Here is a 16,118-nt window from a genome sequence, read left to right as displayed (position 1 = left end):
CACATGGTCAGGCGTGCCCGCGGTTGTTCCCGGGTTCGCAGACGCGGGCACGGCGGCCGGGGGAGCAAAGAGGTTCGCGTTCAGGTCGCCTTGCGAAGTGGACGCGTGCAATTCGCCTTGCGTCGTCGAGGCAGGACGACCGAGAGCGGCTGGGACCAGAACCGGTGGAGCGCCCACTGCGAACGAGGAGCCGTCCGCTGAAGTCAGCGGACGCGTAGGGTCCAAAGATGATGGCACGGGTTGTTCCGACTTCGTAGGGGGTGTGGACGATTCATTCTGAGAAGCCGGCTCTGGCTGGGATCGACGCCGATGGAACCATCCGCGTCCTCCACCCTGCGCCATACCGCACTCTCCAAACCTGATCCGTCATTCCCCACGACCTGGTGCCCCGCTCTGTGCGACGCGTCGTTTCCGACGCGTCAGACAGTCAAGCTTAACCGTCGGCACCGACGTGGAAAGACGGATCTCCGACGATTCACACCTTCCTTGACCCCCGATCGCCAACGGACGTGCCCGGCGCATTGGCCGCGTAGTGGCCCGGATGCGACTCGTCACCGTTTCACGTGAAACACTTGCCCTCGCTGGCCAGAATCTGGAGCGACGAATGCTGCGGTTCTGGGGTGGGCCAACGAAGGAGAGACAAGGGCTGTGCTCGCGACACATCCCATCGAGATTTCTAGTCGGTCGATCGATCGATCGATCGACCGACGCGACCCGACCGGACCCGACCGGATCCGACCCGACCGGACGGGACCTGCCGGACCCGACCTGTCCGACCCAACCAACCCGACGCAACGCCCAACGTCCTTGATCTCGCCACCCCAGCCGATTCCACAGATCCAGCTGGTGAGAATTGCGAGACTGATCTCACCCGCTCGATTCCACGGATCTGTCTTCATACATCAGCCGTTCGACACCCCAGAGCACCTCGGTCGGTGGTAACCCGATCCTGTACGGCATCGCGAAGATCTGGTGTACCGGCCTCGTTTCCGCGCCCCGCCGGCTCATGCGAGACAACCGACGGTCAGCTGCGCGAGCTCAAGGCGAGAGGTGTGTGTACATCGCGATCGACGAATTCGCTTGCTCGATCGATCGATCGATCGACCCAAACGCCGCACCCGTACGGGCGAGGCATGTTTCACGTGAAACATCACTCGCCATGACTTGATTCGTTGTTCGTCGGTCGCATCACCACCGCGCTCGCGCGAAGGGGACGGAGGGAAACGCCATGGAATCGAAGAGGCCCGCTGTCGCGTGCAGCGGGATGGCTCCCGATCCACAGAACCCTGGAGATGCAGATGCAGGGGGCACGAGTGGTTCCACAACCGGAGCCGGCCAGGTACGGGTTAAAGCTGTCTTGTGTGAAACTTGCGGGGGAGTACCGAGCCAGGCTCTTCTGAAGGCGGGCGGCTGCGCCGCGACACGCACTGACAATCCGTGGGCCAGAACCCGTTCTTCGTAGCCCACCGCGGCACGGGCTCCCAGCGCCCACGCCCTGGACTCGTGGGCCGTTAGCTGTGGGCGCGTGGGGTGGAGGTGTGCGGTGTGGTTGGTCTTTGGCCCCGGATCCGTGATCGGTGATCGGTACGGTGCGGTAATCCACCGTCGGTGATCGGTACGGTGCGGTAATCCACCGTCGGTGATCGGTACGGTGCGGTAATCCACCGTCGGTGATCCGTGATCGGTGCTCCACCGTCGGTGATCCGTGATCGGTGCTCCACCGTCGGTGATCCGTGATCGGTGCTCCGTGGCCTTGGCGCCCCGGAGCTGTGGTCGACTCGCCGTGGGCGCTGGTGAGCATTCACAACCGGCGGTCGCTTGGTCCTCTCAGCTGCCTGGGTATGAGGTGCGTGAGAACCTGACCACCCCAGACACAGCGGCGGCCCCGCACTCCGCTGCCAGACACCGCGTAGCCGTGGCATCGCACGCGTCCGTCTCGCGCCTGGGTGAGTGATCCGGCCAGCGAGCCGGTGCGATGAGCAGGTCGGCACACTAGATCTCCACACGAGTCCGCCGGCTCCATCGATCGCCGGCAGAAAGCGGCGGAGCATGAACACCGCACGCACAGATCAAGGGAGGCCTCGCAGCTCGAGCTGCAACGCGTGAGCACCCCCGGCAAAGGGTGGCATCGCACGAAGCACCGACTTTCACGTTCGCAAGCACGAGGCGCGCCGACTTGGAAGCACGCACGCAGGAAGAGATACGCGTCGCAGCCGCACACGCGCGCAGCCACACACACGTGCATCTAGACACGCGCAGCCACACGCGGGCACCGGCACAGGCACAGGCACAGGCACAGGCACAGACACAGACGCACGCGCACTGCCTCGAAGCACGCGACCATAGGCAGCTACGGCGCGAGCACGGTCGTTCCTTGAGCACCTCAGGCTGCGGAGACCAGATGTTCGATTGCCCGCGAGACCCCGAAGAATGGTGCCAAACCATGTCCCAGCCGACAGTCCGCGCGCACCTGCCTGACAATTCACCGAAGTCCGCGCACACGATCCGCCCACCCAACACGACCCCGGCACCGAGGGCCGGAGGAACACGACCCAGACGCCGAAGGCCGAAGACCGCTCGAGACGCGGCCGAAGAGGACTTCACCCCGACAACCCAAACGGGCGGCGCACCGAGAGGCGCACCGAGCGAAGGAGAGGGGTTCTCTTGTCCGAGTCTTAGGAGTCGGCGATCCGTGCGCGAAAGACGCGGGTGATCTCGGTATCGAGGTCCGCGCCGAGCTCGACGACCTCAGGATCGACGACACGGTACTTGCGGAACACCTTCTCGGCAGCGCCGATCTCACCGGCGACGCCGGCTCCCTTGAGCAGCACGAACTCTCCGCCCGCCTTGAGCAGGGGAGCGGTGACGGGAATCAACGTGCGCAAGGCACTCACCGCTCGAGCGGTCACCTGATCGAACTGACGCTTGAACGCCGAGTCCTCGGCGCGGGCGCGCTCGACGACCACGTTCTGCAGTCCGAGTTCGCCGACCTGACGGGTGAGCCAGTCGACTCGCCGTTCCATCGGTTCGATCAGCGTGAACGACACGTCGGGCCGGATGATGGCGAGCACGATGCCGGGAAGGCCCGCGCCGGACCCGACATCCGCGACCCGACCCGGTCGAAGCAGCGGCGCGACGAGCCCGGAGTTCACGATGTGACGCGTCCAGAGGCGCGGAAGTTCGAGCGGGCCGATGAGACCGAGTTCCTCGCCGTGACGGGCGAGAGACTCGGTGAACCGGCGCCCGAGCTCCAGCTGTTCGCCGAAGACCGCCGCGGCTGCTTCGGGCTCGGCCTCGAGCGCCGCAGTCGTCGCGCCGTCGCCGTGGGGGCTCAGATCGGGGGTCATCGTTTCACGTGAAACGGTCAGGCCGAGCGCGTGATGACGGTGTGACGATCTGCGCCCTCGCCGCGGGATGCCGAGTGGAAGCCGCGCTCGCCCACCAGGTCGTGCACCAGCTTGCGCTCGTACGACGACATCGGGGGCAGCGATGCCTCAGCCGAACCTGCCTCGATGCGCTCGACCGCGCGATCCACGAGACGCGCCAGTTCGTCGCGACGAGCGTCGCGCGAACCGCCGATGTCGAGAATGAGGCGCGAGAAGGCACCAGTCTTGGTCTGCACCGCGAGACGCGTGAGTTCCTGCAGCGCCGTCACCGTCTCGGGCTTCGAGAGCAGGTTCAGGTTGGCCCCGTCGCCGGCGTTCACCGAGACGTAGGCGCGGCCGTTGCGGGCGTCGATGTCGATGTCGCCGTCGAGGTCGCAGATGTCGAGGAGTTCCTCGATGTAGTCCGCGGCGATGTCGCCTTCTTCTTCGAGCTGCGGAACGGTGCGCTCGTCATTCACGTGCTGGACGTCGGTCATGGTCACTTTCCACCCTGCTGCTTCTTCGCGCGGTTCTTGCCCACGGGCTGCTGACGCTGCGTCGTCTTCTTCTCTTCGACGACGATCGTCGTCGACTCCTGGTCTTCGACCACGAGCTTGCCGCGCTTGGCGAGGCGAGCCTCGCGAGCCTTGGCGGCTTCGCTGCCCGGGGTCGGCATGTTGCGGATCACGAGGAACTGCTGGCCCATGGTCCAGAAGTTCGAGACGAGCCAGTAGAACATGACGCCGATGGGGAAGGCGACACCGGAGAACGCGAAGACGAGGGGGAGCAGGTAGAGCATGATGCGCTGCTGGCGGAACATCGGGCTCGCCTTGGTCTCGGGCGACATGTTCTTCGACACGATCTGCAGCTGCGTGATGAACTGCGACGCAGTCATGAGCACGATCATCGTGGCTGCGATGACCATGACCTGCCACGGGTACTCGCCGTTCATCGCACCGATGAACGTGCCCTTCAGCGGAGCGCCGAGGAACTCGGAGTTGGCGAACGAGTTCGCGAGCTCCTGCGTGAAGACGCCGACGCCGGCCTTGTCGTGCTGCGCGTCGTTGAGCACCGAGAAGAGGCCGAAGAAGATCGGCATCTGGAGCAGGAGGGGAAGGCAGGAGGAGAGCGGGTTGGTGCCCGTCTTCTTGTAGAGCTCCATGGTCTCGCGCGACATCGCCTCGCGCGAGAACTGGTCCTTCTTGCCCTTGTACTTCTCCTGGATCTTCTTGAGCTGCGGCGCGACCTCGAGCATGCGGCGCTGGCTCTTGATCTGGCGCACGAAGATCGGGATGAGCGCGGCGCGCACGACGATCACGAGGCCGACGATCGACAGGATCCAGGTGAGACCCGCGTCGGGATCGAGACCCGCGAAGGTCCACAGGGAGTGGAACGCGACGAGGATCAGCTCGATGACCCATTTGATGGGCCAGAGAATCAGGCTGATGATATCCATTGCTGCGGGTCAGTCCTTTCGGGACAATGCGGGGGAGGCCATGAGCACCGGCTCGCCGTGGAGCGGGTGGAGTTCGGGGGAGTCGACGTCTGCTTCGACGTCGAGATGCGCCTGCTCGTGCGCGAGACGTGCTGCCGCGGCATCCGCCTCGGCCTTGGGGAACATGCCCTTCGGAACGACCCAGCCGAACTTCGTCGTGCGGTAACGGTCGTGAGCGGGCGAGCGGACGTCGTCGATACCGCCGGCCGTCCAGGGGTTGCAGCGGAGAATGCGCCAGGCCGTCAGCGCACTGCCGACGACGAGTCCGCGCTGCTGCACCGATCCCAGTCCGTATGCGGAGCAGGAGGGGTAGTACCGGCACACGTCGCCGTAGAGCGGCGAGATCGCGGCGCGGTATCCGCGGAGGAGCAGGACCCCGAAGTTGCGAGGGATGAGCCCGACGAAGAGCAGGACGTCACGCATCGCGCACCGTCTTCGCAGGGTCATCGACCGAGACGGCGGAGCCGGCAGCGTCTCGGGACGGTTCGACTGCGCGAGCTGCGGTCTCGAGCCGCGACGGGTCGAACACGTGGCGGCGGGCCAGCGCAGTGAGCACCTCGGCGCGCAACTCGGGCCACGTGGTCTCGGCGGCTCCGGGAAGGGCGCGCACCACGACGTCGACGTCGTGCGCGCCGGCGAGGAGCGCCTCACGACTGACTGCCTTGAGGCGGCGGCGCAGACGGTTGCGACGCACGGCGGTGCCGACCTTCTTCGAGACGATGAACCCGAAACGCGCGTCGCTCTCAGCGACGCGCGATCGGATGTAGCTCACCGTATGCGGGGTCGCCACCTTCGCACCACGGCGCACGACGACTCGATAGTCATCGGCGCTCGTGATGCGATTGCCCTTGGCGAGCACCGAACGACTTATGCCGAGAGTTCGGTGCGACCCTTGGCGCGACGTGCCGAGAGGATGGCACGGCCGGCGCGGGTGCGCATGCGAAGGCGGAAGCCGTGCTTCTTGGCGCGACGACGGTTGTTCGGCTGGAACGTACGCTTGCTCATTCTTCTTCTCCGACTTTCGGATCTCCGCGTCTCACAGAGCGGCCGGCGCGAGCCGAACCAGGCGGTGACGGGAAAACTGGGTGCCCAAACGGGCTGGGGTCAACTGATTAAAACTACGGCCTCGAGGCCACATGGTCAAACCGGGCGGGAATCGAATCGGCGTAGCGCAAACGAAAGAGTATCCCGCGATCCTTCGGAATGCCTGTGGATAGACACGCCGAGAATGCTGAATCCCTCGATCGGCATTTGTCCGCAGGGCCGACTTTCGCTACCGTTTGAGACCAGTTATCCCCAGCTTCGGGCGCGGAATCACGGGCATCGCCCAGAATCTTCCCACAGCCAGTGGATAACACTGTGAATACTTCGCCTCGCGCCGCTCGCTCCGTCGTTCGGGGGGACGACGAGCGGATGACGAGAGCACCGAGAATGCGGGGAAAGATGACCGAACAGCCCGTCGGAGACACCTGGGCGTCCGTGCTCGATCGACTTTCCGAAGACGCGGCGATCACGCCGATGCTGCAGGGCTTCCTCAGCCTGGTTGAGCCGAAGGGCATCGCGGGCGGCACCTTCTATCTGGAGGTTCCGAACGACTTCACGGCGACCATGCTGAACCAGCGCATGCGCGTCTCGCTGCTGTCGGCCATGAGCGTCATCGCGGAGCCGGCGCCTGTGACCTCGTTCTACGTCGTCGTGAACCCCGAGCTCGAGGAGACCCGCGTTCCCGAACCGGAGCCGCTGTCGCCGGTGACGCTCTCAGCGGTGGAGGATCGTGTTGATCTTCCGGCCTCGCCGCAGTCCGTGTTCGAGAACACGAGTCCCGACCGACCGGGCGACACCCGCCTGAATCCGAAGTACGCATTCGAGAGCTTCGTCATCGGCCAGTCCAACCGATTCGCGCACGCCGCGGCGGTCGCCGTGGCCGAGGCGCCGGCCAAGGCGTACAACCCCCTCTTCATCTACGGCGACTCGGGGCTCGGCAAGACCCACCTCCTGCACGCCATCGGCCACTACGCGATGAGCCTGTATCCGGGCATCCGGGTGCGGTACGTGAGTTCCGAGGAGTTCACGAACGACTTCATCAACTCGATCGCGAACAACCGCGGCTCCCTGTTCCAACAGCGCTACCGCAATATCGACATCCTCCTGATCGACGACATCCAGTTCCTGCAGGGCAAGGCTGAGACGCAGGAGGCCTTCTTCCACACGTTCAACACGCTGCACGACCACAACAAGCAGGTCGTGATCACGAGCGACGTGCCGCCGAAGCACCTCACGGGCTTCGAGGACCGCATGCGCAGCCGGTTCGAGTGGGGCCTCATCACCGATGTGCAGGCGCCCGACCTCGAGACGCGCATCGCGATCCTCCGCAAGAAGGCGCAGTCGGAGCGCCTGCAGGTGCCAGACGAGATCCTCGAGTACATGGCGTCGAAGGTGTCGAGCAACATCCGCGAGCTCGAGGGCACGCTCATCCGGGTCACGGCATTCGCCAGTCTCAACCGCACCCCGGTCGACATGCCCCTGGTGCAGACCGTGCTGAAGGACCTCATCACCGACGACGCCGACAACGTCGTGGCGCCGGTCGACATCATCACCGCGACCGCCGACTACTTCAAGCTCACGGTCGACGACCTCTACGGCTCGAGCCGTTCGCAGGCGGTCGCGACCGCACGCCAGATCGCGATGTACCTGTGCCGCGAACTCACGAGCCTGTCGCTTCCGAAGATCGGGCAGCTCTTCGGCAACCGCGACCACACGACGGTGATGTACGCGAACAAGAAGATCTCGGAGCTCATGAAGGAGCGCCGCTCGATCTACAACCAGGTCACCGAGCTGACCGCGCGCATCAAGCAGACGAGCCGGTACCGCTGATCGGATGCCGCGGCACGGCGTCGAACGCACGCCGGCGCCGTTCGGCGACCGCTCGAACGCCCGCCGCAGGGGCGGGACACGCCCGGAACGCGACCGGCAGCAACATCCGGAACAGATTCCCCACCTGTGGACAGCTTGTGGATTGTTAACGAGCAACCGCCTGAACACTGTGAACCTTTCGCACAGGCCTGTGGAGAACTGCAGACGGCGTGCAGAGTCGACGAACCGCGACCGCACCGGAATCCACACACCGTGCACAGATCCGATGGGCCCCGATCGGCACCGTTCCGGGGATCTCCGAACACCATCCACAGTTTCCACAACGGTTAACACCGTTAAGAGAACTGGTTAATCCCGAAGGGCTCCACAACATGTGCGGCCGGCGCACGCTCCGCGCACCCATCCGCGGAATCGCTCGGCGTCGGCGTGCGCCCTGCGGATAGCATGGGAGCCATCCAGCACCTCCACGACGGGAGAACCGTGAAGTTCCAGGTCAATCGCGACGTCTTCAGCGAAGCCGTATCGTTCGCCGTCAAGCTGCTGCCGCAGCGCACCACGCTCCCGATCCTGTCCGGCGTCCTCATCCAGGCGAACGACGACGGTCTCGTGCTCTCCTCGTTCGACTACGAGGTGTCGTCGCAGACCGAGATCCAGGCCGATGTCGAGGAGCCCGGCACCGTCCTCGTGTCCGGCCGCCTCCTCGCCGAGATCGCGGGCCGACTGCCGAACGCGCCCGTGCGCATCGCGACCGAGGAGTCGCGCATCACGGTCAGCTGCGGATCGGCCAACTTCACGCTGCTCTCGATGCCCGTCGAGGAGTACCCCTCGATTCCCGAGATCGGCGAGCAGTCGGGCGTCGTGCCGGCCGAGGAGTTCGCGGCCGCCGTCGCGCAGGTCGCGGTCGCAGCGTCGCGCGACGACGTGACCCCGGTCATCACGGGCGTGCAGCTCGAGGTCCGCGAGAACAACCTGGGCCTCGTCGCCACCGACCGCTACCGCGTGGCGGTGCGCGAGATCGACTGGGACGGCGGCACCGTGGCATCCGAGGAGTCGGTCACCGCGCTCGTTCCTGCCCGCACGCTGCAGGAGGTCGGCAAGACGTTCGGCCATTCCGGCACCATCTCGGTGTCGATCACGAGCCGTGACGACCGCGAGCTCATCGCGTTCAGCGCCGACAAGAAGACCGTGACGAGCCTGCTCATCAAGGGCAACTTCCCGCCCGTGCGCCGGCTCTTCCCCGAGACCGTCGACAACTACGCGGTGATGAACACGGGCGAGCTCATCGAGGCGACCCGCCGTGTCGCCCTCGTGCTCGAGCGGGAGGCGGCCCTGCGCTTCACGTTCTCGGCCGACGGACTCACCCTCGAGGCGATCGGCAGCGAGCAGGCCCAGGCTCAAGAGAGCATCGACGCGATCCTCACGGGCGACGACACCGTCGTGTCGCTGAAGCCCCAGTTCCTGCTCGACGGTCTCGGCGCGGTCAACTCGGAGTTCGTGCGCATCTCGTTCACGAAGACCGAGAACCCGAACAAGCCGGGCCCCGTGCTCATCACCAGCCAGACCTCGCGCGAGCAGGCCGGGGCCGACACGTACCGGTACCTCCTGCAGCCGAACCTCCTGCTGCGCTGAGTCGTTCCGTCGCGGCATCCGTCATGAACTGTCGGAATCAGGACGATGACGGATGCCGGTGGCAGGCCACGACGCGATGGTCATGGTGCTCCCATGGCCGGTCGAACCCGAGCGCCGCGGCGCGGTGCGGAGGTGTCGGCGGCCGCGAGTACCGTTGATCGGGTTCAGTCGAAGGGAGCCGATGTGCACGTGGTGCGGCTCTCGCTGACCGACTACCGCAACTACGCGCGTGCCGAGCTCGAGCTCGGCCCGGGCACGACGGTCTTCGTCGGGCGGAACGGGCAGGGAAAGACCAACCTCGTCGAGGCGATCGGCTACCTGGCCACCCTCGGTTCGCACCGCGTCTCGAGCGACCAGGCGCTCATCAGGGCCGGCGCCGAGGCGGCGATCGTGCGTGCGATGCTCGCCCACGCCGAACGCGAACTGCTGCTCGAGCTGCAGCTGAACCGCAAGGGCGCGAATCGCGCGCAGGTCAATCGCGCTCCAGCCAAGACGCGCGAACTGCCCCGGTATGCGCACAGCGTGCTCTTCGCGCCCGAAGACCTGGCGATCGTTCGCGGCGAGCCGTCGGTGCGCCGTCGACTGCTCGACGAGCTGCTCGTGCAGCGCACGCCGCGACTCGCCGGCGTGATGGCCGACTACGACCGGGTGCTCCGGCAGCGGAACACGCTGCTCAAGAGCGCCCGGGCGCGCGGTCTCGCGGCGGACAAGCTCACGACCCTCGACATCTGGGACGAGCGCCTCGTGCAGTTCGGTTCGGAGATCATCGATCGCCGCGTCGGCCTGATCGACGAGCTCGCCGGGCCGCTCGCTGCCGCGTACGCCTCGATCGTCGACGCCGATCATGCGCCCGGACTGCGGGCGATGCTCTCGATCGACGGAGCAGATCCCGACGCCGAGACAGGTGATCCCGCCGGTCAGCCGGCGGTCGCGCGCGAACTCTCCGCATCGGATGCCGCATCGGATGCCGCTTCGGATGCCGCTTCGGATGTCGGGGCGCAGGTCGCGGCATCCGGGTCGGCCACGGCGCAGCGATTCGCCGAGGCGCTCCGAGCACTTCGGGCGAAGGAACTCGAACGCGGGGTGACGCTCGTGGGCCCGCACCGCGACGACGTGCTGCTCATGCTGAACGGCCTGCCGGCCAAGGGGTACGCCAGCCACGGAGAATCCTGGTCGTTCGCGCTCGCCCTGCGGTTGGCGTCGGCCGAGCTCCTGCGCCGCGACTCCGCGACCGGCGATCCGGTGCTCGTGCTCGACGACGTGTTCGCCGAGCTCGACCGGGCTCGCCGCGAACGCCTCGCCGCCGCCATCGGCGGATACGAACAGGTGCTGGTCACGGCGGCCGTGCTCGAAGACGTGCCCGAGCATCTCGTCGCGCGCGTCATCCGCATCGATCACGGCACGATCGTGTCCGAAGCCGAAGCCGAAGCCGAAGCCGAAGCCGAAGCCGAAGCCGAAGCCGAAGCCGAGGCCGAAGCCGGATCGACGGCCGGCGGGGGAGCGACCGATGCCTGAGCAGCCTGCCGAGTCGGAGCCGCTGCGCGTCTACCAGCACTTCCGCGAGGTGTTCGGCGGGCAGCCGCGAACGGGCGGAGCCCGTGCCCGGCGTCGTGTGCGCGAGCGCTCGGGCGGCGAGCCGTTCACGCCGGGGCGCGATCCCCGGCCGCTCGGCGATGCCATCGACGGACTCACCTCGCAGCTCGGATGGAGCGCGCCGCTCTCGCAGCACGAGCTGCTCGCGTCGTGGTCGACGCTCGCGGGCGAGGAGATCGCCCAGCACTCCGAACCGATCGGCGTCGAGCACGGTGTGCTCCAGGTGAGGTGCGAGTCGACGGCATGGGCGACCCAGCTTCGGCTGCTGCGCGCCGACCTCGTCACGCGCATCCTCGACCGGTACCCAGACGCGGGGGTCGAGAGCATCCGCTTCCAAGGGCCGGACGCCCCCACCTGGAAAAGGGGCCCCAGATCGATTCCAGGGCGCGGTCCACGCGATACCTACGGCTGAGACGGCAAATTCGGTCGCCCCGTGTGCGACATCGTCTGAGAACGGCGCTTCCCGGCGGTTCCGGCGGCTCCGTTTGATAGGATCGAGAGTCGCCAGAACGACGGTTTGGAGCCCGATTCACCCATGACAGCGGAACCGACCAAGGCCGAGAGCGCGCCCGAATACGGCGCAGATGCGATCCAGGTTCTCGAGGGCCTCGAAGCGGTTCGCAAGCGGCCCGGAATGTACATCGGATCGACCGGGCCACGAGGACTCCACCACCTCGTCTACGAGATCGTCGACAACTCCGTCGACGAGGCGCTTGCGGGCTATGCCGACACGATCGACGTCAGGATCCTCGAAGACGGCGCAGTGCGCGTCGTCGACAACGGCCGTGGCATCCCGACGGGCATGCACCCCACCGAGAAGAAGTCGACCGTCGAGGTCGTGCTCACGGTGCTGCACGCGGGCGGAAAGTTCGGCGGCGGCGCCTACGCCGTCTCGGGCGGCCTGCACGGCGTCGGTTCGTCGGTCGTCAACGCGCTGTCGACGCGCCTCGAGGTCGAGGTCCGTCAACTCGGTCACGTCTGGGCGCAGTCCTACCGCAACGGCGGCGTGCCGCAGGCACCCCTCGCGCAGGTCGGCGAGAGCAGCGAGACCGGCACCACGATCACGTTCTGGCCCGACGGCGGCATCTTCGAGACCGTCGAGTTCGACTACGACACCCTCCGCACCCGCTTCCAGCAGATGGCGTTCCTCAACAAGGGGCTCCGCATCACGTTGACCGACGAGCGCGCCGGCCACGGCGACATCTCGCCCGAAGACACCGCGGAGCACGAGGGCGACGCGGTGCAGCCGCGCGCCGACACCTTCTTCTACGAGCGCGGCCTCGTCGACTACGTCGAGTACCTGAACCGCTCGAAGAAGTCCGACGTCGTGAACGAGGAGATCATCTCGTTCGAGTCCGAAGACACGGAGCGCAAGATCTCGCTCGAGGTCGCGATGCAGTGGACCACCGCCTACTCCGAGTCGGTGCACACCTACGCGAACACCATCAACACGCACGAGGGCGGCACGCACGAAGAGGGCTTCCGCGCCGCGCTGACGACGCTCGTCAACAAGTACGCGCGCGAGAAGAACATCATCAAGGAGAAGGACGACAACCTCTCGGGCGACGACGTTCGCGAGGGCCTCACGGCCGTCATCTCGGTCAAGCTCGGCGAGCCGCAGTTCGAGGGCCAGACCAAGACCAAGCTCGGCAACACCGAGGCGAAGTCGTTCGTGCAGAAGGTCACCGCCGACCAGCTCGGCGACTGGTTCGAGCGCAACCCCACGCAGGCGCGCGAGATCATCCGCAAGGCGATCCAGGCCGCGACCGCGCGCATCGCCGCCCGCAAGGCGCGCGAGGCGACCCGTCGCAAGGGCCTGCTCGAGTCCGGCGGAATGCCGGGCAAGCTCAAGGACTGCTCGTCGAAGGACCCATCGGTCTCCGAGATCTTCATCGTCGAGGGCGACTCGGCCGGCGGCTCCGCCGTGCAGGGCCGCAACCCCGAGACGCAGGCCATCCTGCCGCTGCGCGGCAAGATCCTCAACGTCGAGAAGGCCCGACTCGATCGGGCGCTCGCGAACGCCGAGGTGCAGGCCATGATCACGGCCTTCGGCGCCGGGATCGGCGAGGACTTCAACACCGAGAAGGCCAGGTACCACAAGATCGTGCTCATGGCCGACGCCGACGTCGACGGCCAGCACATCACCACGCTGCTGCTCACCCTCCTGTTCCGCTACATGCGCCCGCTCATCGAGCTCGGCTACGTGTACCTGGCGCAGCCCCCGCTGTACCGCCTCAAGTGGACGAACGCCGAGCACGAGTACGTCTACTCCGACCGGGAGCGCGACGTACTGCTCGTCGAAGGCCAGGCCAGGGGCTGGCGCATCCCGAAGGACAACGGCGTGCAGCGCTACAAGGGTCTCGGCGAGATGAACCACCAGGAGCTCTGGGAGACCACGATGAACCCCGAGACCCGCACGCTGCTGCAGGTCACCATGGACGACGCGGCAGCCGCCGACGAGATCTTCTCCACCCTGATGGGCGAAGACGTCGAGAGCCGCCGCAACTTCATCCAGAAGAACGCGAAGGACGTGCGTTTCCTTGACATCTGACGTGATCGAGCCCGGCGCGGCCGGCGACGAGACCACCGGCGGCCACGGCATCCACGGCAAGATCGACCAGGTCGATCTGCAGCTCGAGATGCAGCGCTCGTACCTCGACTACGCCATGAGCGTCATCGTCGGACGAGCGCTGCCCGACGTGCGCGACGGCCTGAAGCCCGTGCACCGCCGGGTGATCTATGCCATGTACGACGGCGGATACCGGCCCGACAAGGCGTTCTCGAAGTGCGCGCGCGTCGTCGGCGACGTCATGGGCCAGTTCCACCCGCACGGTGACACCGCGATCTACGACGCACTCGTGCGCCTCGTGCAGCCGTGGAGCCTGCGGTATCCGCTCGCGCTCGGCCAGGGCAACTTCGGCTCGCCCGGCAACGACGGCGCCGCCGCCCCTCGATACACCGAGACCAAGATGGCGCCGCTCGCGCTCGAGATGGTCCGCGACATCGACGAGGAGACCGTCGACTTCCAGGACAACTACGACGGTCGAACGCAGGAGCCGTCGATCCTTCCGGCGCGCTTCCCGAACCTCCTCGTCAACGGCTCGGTCGGCATCGCGGTCGGCATGGCGACGAACATCCCCCCGCACAACCTGCGCGAGGTGGCATCCGGTGCCCAGTGGTACCTCGAGAACCCCGAGGCGAGTCGCGAAGAGCTCCAAGAGGCGCTCATCCAGCGCATCAAGGGTCCCGACTTCCCGACCGGCGCCCAGATCCTCGGCGTCAAGGGCATCAACGACGCCTACCGCACGGGTCGCGGGTCCATCACCATGCGCGCGGTGGTCTCGGTCGAAGAGCTCCAGGGCCGCACCTGCCTCGTCGTCACCGAGCTGCCGTACCAGGTGAACCCCGACAACCTGGCGATCAAGATCGCCGACATGGTGAAGGACGGCAAGATCGGCGGCATCGCCGACATCCGCGACGAGACCTCGGGCCGCACCGGCCAGCGTCTCGTGCTCGTGCTCAAGCGCGACGCGGTGGCGAAGGTCGTGCTGAACAACCTCTACAAGCACACCCAACTGCAGGAGAACTTCGGCGCGAACATGCTCGCGATCGTCGACGGCGTGCCCCGCACGCTCTCGATCGACGGCTTCATCGCGCACTGGGTCGACCACCAGATCGACGTCATCGTGCGCCGCACGCAGTTCCGCCTGCGCAAGGCCGAAGAGCGCATGCACATCCTCCGCGGGTACCTCAAGGCGCTCGACGCGCTCGACGAGGTCATCGCGCTCATCCGCCGATCGCCCACGGTCGAAGAGGCGCGCGACGGGCTGATCGAGCTGCTCGACATCGACGAGCTGCAGGCCCGTGCCATCCTCGAGATGCAGCTCCGTCGCCTCGCGGCACTCGAGCGGCAGAAGATCATCGACGAGGCCACCGAGCTCGAGGCGCAGATCACCGACTTCCGTGCGATCATCGCGTCGCCCGAGCGGCAGCGCGCGATCGTCTCCGAGGAGCTCGCCGAGATCGTCGACAAGTACGGCGACGACCGCCGCACGCAGATCATGCCCGGGTTCGACGGCGACATGTCGGTCGAGGACCTCATCCCAGAAGAGGAGATGGTCGTCACCGTCACGCGCGGCGGATACGTCAAGCGCACCCGCAGCGACAACTACCGGTCGCAGCACCGCGGCGGCAAGGGCGTCAAGGGCGCGCAGCTGCGGGCCGACGACGTGGTCGAGCACTTCTTCGTCACCACCACGCACCACTGGCTGCTGTTCTTCACGAACATGGGCCGCGTGTACCGTGCGAAGGCGTACGAGATCCAGGAAGGCGGCCGCGACGCGAAGGGCCAGCACCTCGCGAACCTCCTCGAGCTGCAGCCCGACGAGCAGGTCGCCGAGATCCTCGACATCCGCGACTATGCGGTCGCGCAGTACCTGGTGCTCGCGACGCGCGACGGCCTCGTCAAGAAGACAGAGCTGACGGCGTACGACACCAACCGCGCACGCGGCGTCATCGCCATCAACCTCCGCGAGGGCGACGAACTCGTCTCGGCGATGCTCGCCGACGAGCACGACGAGATCCTGCTCGTGTCCCGCAAGGGCATGTCCCTGCGCTTCGAGGCGACCGACGAGGCCCTGCGGCCCATGGGTCGTTCGACGTCGGGCGTCAAGGGCATGAGTTTCCGCGGCGACGACAGTCTGCTCCAGGCATCCGTCGTGGCGCACTCGAACGGCGATGACGTCGAGAGCGGTGCGGATGCCGCGGCCGACGTGGCCGGCCAGAAGCTCAGTCCGTCGGACACCTACGTGTTCGTGGTGACCGAGGGCGGCTACGCGAAGAGCACCCGGATCGAGGAGTATCGCAAGCAGCAGCGCAGCGGACTCGGCATCAAGGTCGCCAAACTCAACGACGATCGGGGCGATCTGGCGGGTGCCCTGATCGTCTCGCGCACCGACGAGGTCCTTGTGGTTCTTGCCAGTGGCAAGGTGGTACGCTCTGACGTCGCCGAGGTTCCCGCCAAGGGCAGGGACACGATGGGCGTCGTCTTCGCGAAGTTCGCGGAGACCGACCGGATCATCGCGATCGCGAAGAATTCCGAACGGAATCTCGTGGAGGAGTCCGCAGAAACCGATGCAGACGAGCCCGCGGGAGAGGAGTAA

At 66.5% G+C, this 16,118-nt stretch carries 11 protein-coding genes and 1 pseudogene; 6 read left to right on the top strand and 6 right to left on the bottom strand.

The window, feature by feature from the left end; genetic code table 11:
• Window positions 1–2,675 precede the first annotated feature (2,675 nt).
• From rsmG to rpmH, 6 genes and pseudogenes are all read right to left on the bottom strand, one after another.
• Window positions 2,676–3,347, bottom strand: a complete 672-nt coding sequence (rsmG, locus tag ACFVS8_RS16060; protein ID WP_387064386.1) for a 16S rRNA (guanine(527)-N(7))-methyltransferase RsmG — start codon at window positions 3,345–3,347, stop codon at window positions 2,676–2,678.
• 17 nt (window positions 3,348–3,364) lie between these two features.
• Window positions 3,365–3,862: a protein jag gene (locus ACFVS8_RS16055; RefSeq protein WP_387064384.1), complete on the bottom strand. Its 498-nt coding sequence runs from the start codon at window positions 3,860–3,862 to the stop codon at window positions 3,365–3,367.
• Window positions 3,863–3,864: 2 nt separating this feature from the next.
• Window positions 3,865–4,821, bottom strand: a complete 957-nt coding sequence (gene yidC, locus ACFVS8_RS16050) for a membrane protein insertase YidC (RefSeq protein WP_387064381.1) — start codon at window positions 4,819–4,821, stop codon at window positions 3,865–3,867.
• Between the two features lie 171 nt (window positions 4,822–4,992).
• Window positions 4,993–5,283, bottom strand: a pseudogene (yidD, locus tag ACFVS8_RS16045) (membrane protein insertion efficiency factor YidD); the annotation flags it as partial.
• Window positions 5,276–5,719: a ribonuclease P protein component gene (gene rnpA, locus ACFVS8_RS16040; RefSeq protein WP_387064378.1), complete on the bottom strand. Its 444-nt coding sequence runs from the start codon at window positions 5,717–5,719 to the stop codon at window positions 5,276–5,278. The pseudogene yidD and the gene rnpA, both read right to left, overlap by 8 nt.
• 8 nt (window positions 5,720–5,727) lie before the next feature.
• Window positions 5,728–5,865, bottom strand: coding sequence for a 50S ribosomal protein L34 (gene rpmH / locus ACFVS8_RS16035; RefSeq protein ID WP_022889115.1), 138 nt, complete (start codon window positions 5,863–5,865; stop codon window positions 5,728–5,730).
• A gap of 438 nt (window positions 5,866–6,303) precedes the next feature.
• Here rpmH and dnaA point away from each other — a divergent pair, with 438 nt between their 5' ends.
• From dnaA to gyrA, 6 genes are all read left to right on the top strand, one after another.
• Entirely contained in the window at window positions 6,304–7,734 is a 1,431-nt protein-coding gene (dnaA, locus tag ACFVS8_RS16030) for a chromosomal replication initiator protein DnaA (protein ID WP_387064375.1), read from the top strand.
• A gap of 480 nt (window positions 7,735–8,214) precedes the next feature.
• Window positions 8,215–9,363 carry a DNA polymerase III subunit beta gene (gene dnaN / locus ACFVS8_RS16025; protein ID WP_387064884.1) on the top strand — a complete coding sequence of 383 codons (1,149 nt, stop codon included), beginning with the start codon at window positions 8,215–8,217 and terminating at the stop codon, window positions 9,361–9,363.
• Window positions 9,364–9,546: 183 nt separating this feature from the next.
• Window positions 9,547–10,878 carry a DNA replication/repair protein RecF gene (recF, locus tag ACFVS8_RS16020; protein ID WP_387064372.1) on the top strand — a complete coding sequence of 444 codons (1,332 nt, stop codon included), beginning with the start codon at window positions 9,547–9,549 and terminating at the stop codon, window positions 10,876–10,878.
• Window positions 10,871–11,368 (top strand): DUF721 domain-containing protein, encoded by a 498-nt coding sequence (locus ACFVS8_RS16015; RefSeq protein ID WP_387064369.1) that lies wholly within the window; start codon window positions 10,871–10,873, stop codon window positions 11,366–11,368. Before recF ends, ACFVS8_RS16015 begins: the two co-directional genes overlap by 8 nt.
• A gap of 123 nt (window positions 11,369–11,491) precedes the next feature.
• Window positions 11,492–13,507 carry a DNA topoisomerase (ATP-hydrolyzing) subunit B gene (gyrB, locus tag ACFVS8_RS16010; protein WP_387064366.1) on the top strand — a complete coding sequence of 672 codons (2,016 nt, stop codon included), beginning with the start codon at window positions 11,492–11,494 and terminating at the stop codon, window positions 13,505–13,507.
• An 88-nt stretch (window positions 13,508–13,595) separates the two neighbouring features.
• Window positions 13,596–16,118, top strand: coding sequence for a DNA gyrase subunit A (gyrA, locus tag ACFVS8_RS16005; protein ID WP_387064881.1), 2,523 nt, complete (start codon window positions 13,596–13,598; stop codon window positions 16,116–16,118).

This window comes from Agromyces sp. NPDC058110 (assembly GCF_042884735.1).
Taxonomy (GTDB): domain Bacteria; phylum Actinomycetota; class Actinomycetes; order Actinomycetales; family Microbacteriaceae; genus Agromyces.
The sequence above is the reverse complement of the archived record's forward strand: the minus strand, read 5'-3'. Positions and strand labels throughout refer to the sequence as shown.

Coding starts and splice junctions, on each gene's coding strand:
- gyrB (WP_387064366.1), top strand. CDS start 11,492: ATGACAGCGGAACCGACCAAGGCCGAGAGCGCGCCCGAATACGGCGCA.
- yidC (WP_387064381.1), bottom strand. CDS start 4,821: ATGGATATCATCAGCCTGATTCTCTGGCCCATCAAATGGGTCATCGAG.
- rsmG (WP_387064386.1), bottom strand. CDS start 3,347: ATGACCCCCGATCTGAGCCCCCACGGCGACGGCGCGACGACTGCGGCG.
- rpmH (WP_022889115.1), bottom strand. CDS start 5,865: ATGAGCAAGCGTACGTTCCAGCCGAACAACCGTCGTCGCGCCAAGAAG.
- gyrA (WP_387064881.1), top strand. CDS start 13,596: ATGCAGCGCTCGTACCTCGACTACGCCATGAGCGTCATCGTCGGACGA.
- ACFVS8_RS16055 (WP_387064384.1), bottom strand. CDS start 3,862: ATGACCGACGTCCAGCACGTGAATGACGAGCGCACCGTTCCGCAGCTC.
- dnaA (WP_387064375.1), top strand. CDS start 6,304: ATGACCGAACAGCCCGTCGGAGACACCTGGGCGTCCGTGCTCGATCGA.
- ACFVS8_RS16015 (WP_387064369.1), top strand. CDS start 10,871: ATGCCTGAGCAGCCTGCCGAGTCGGAGCCGCTGCGCGTCTACCAGCAC.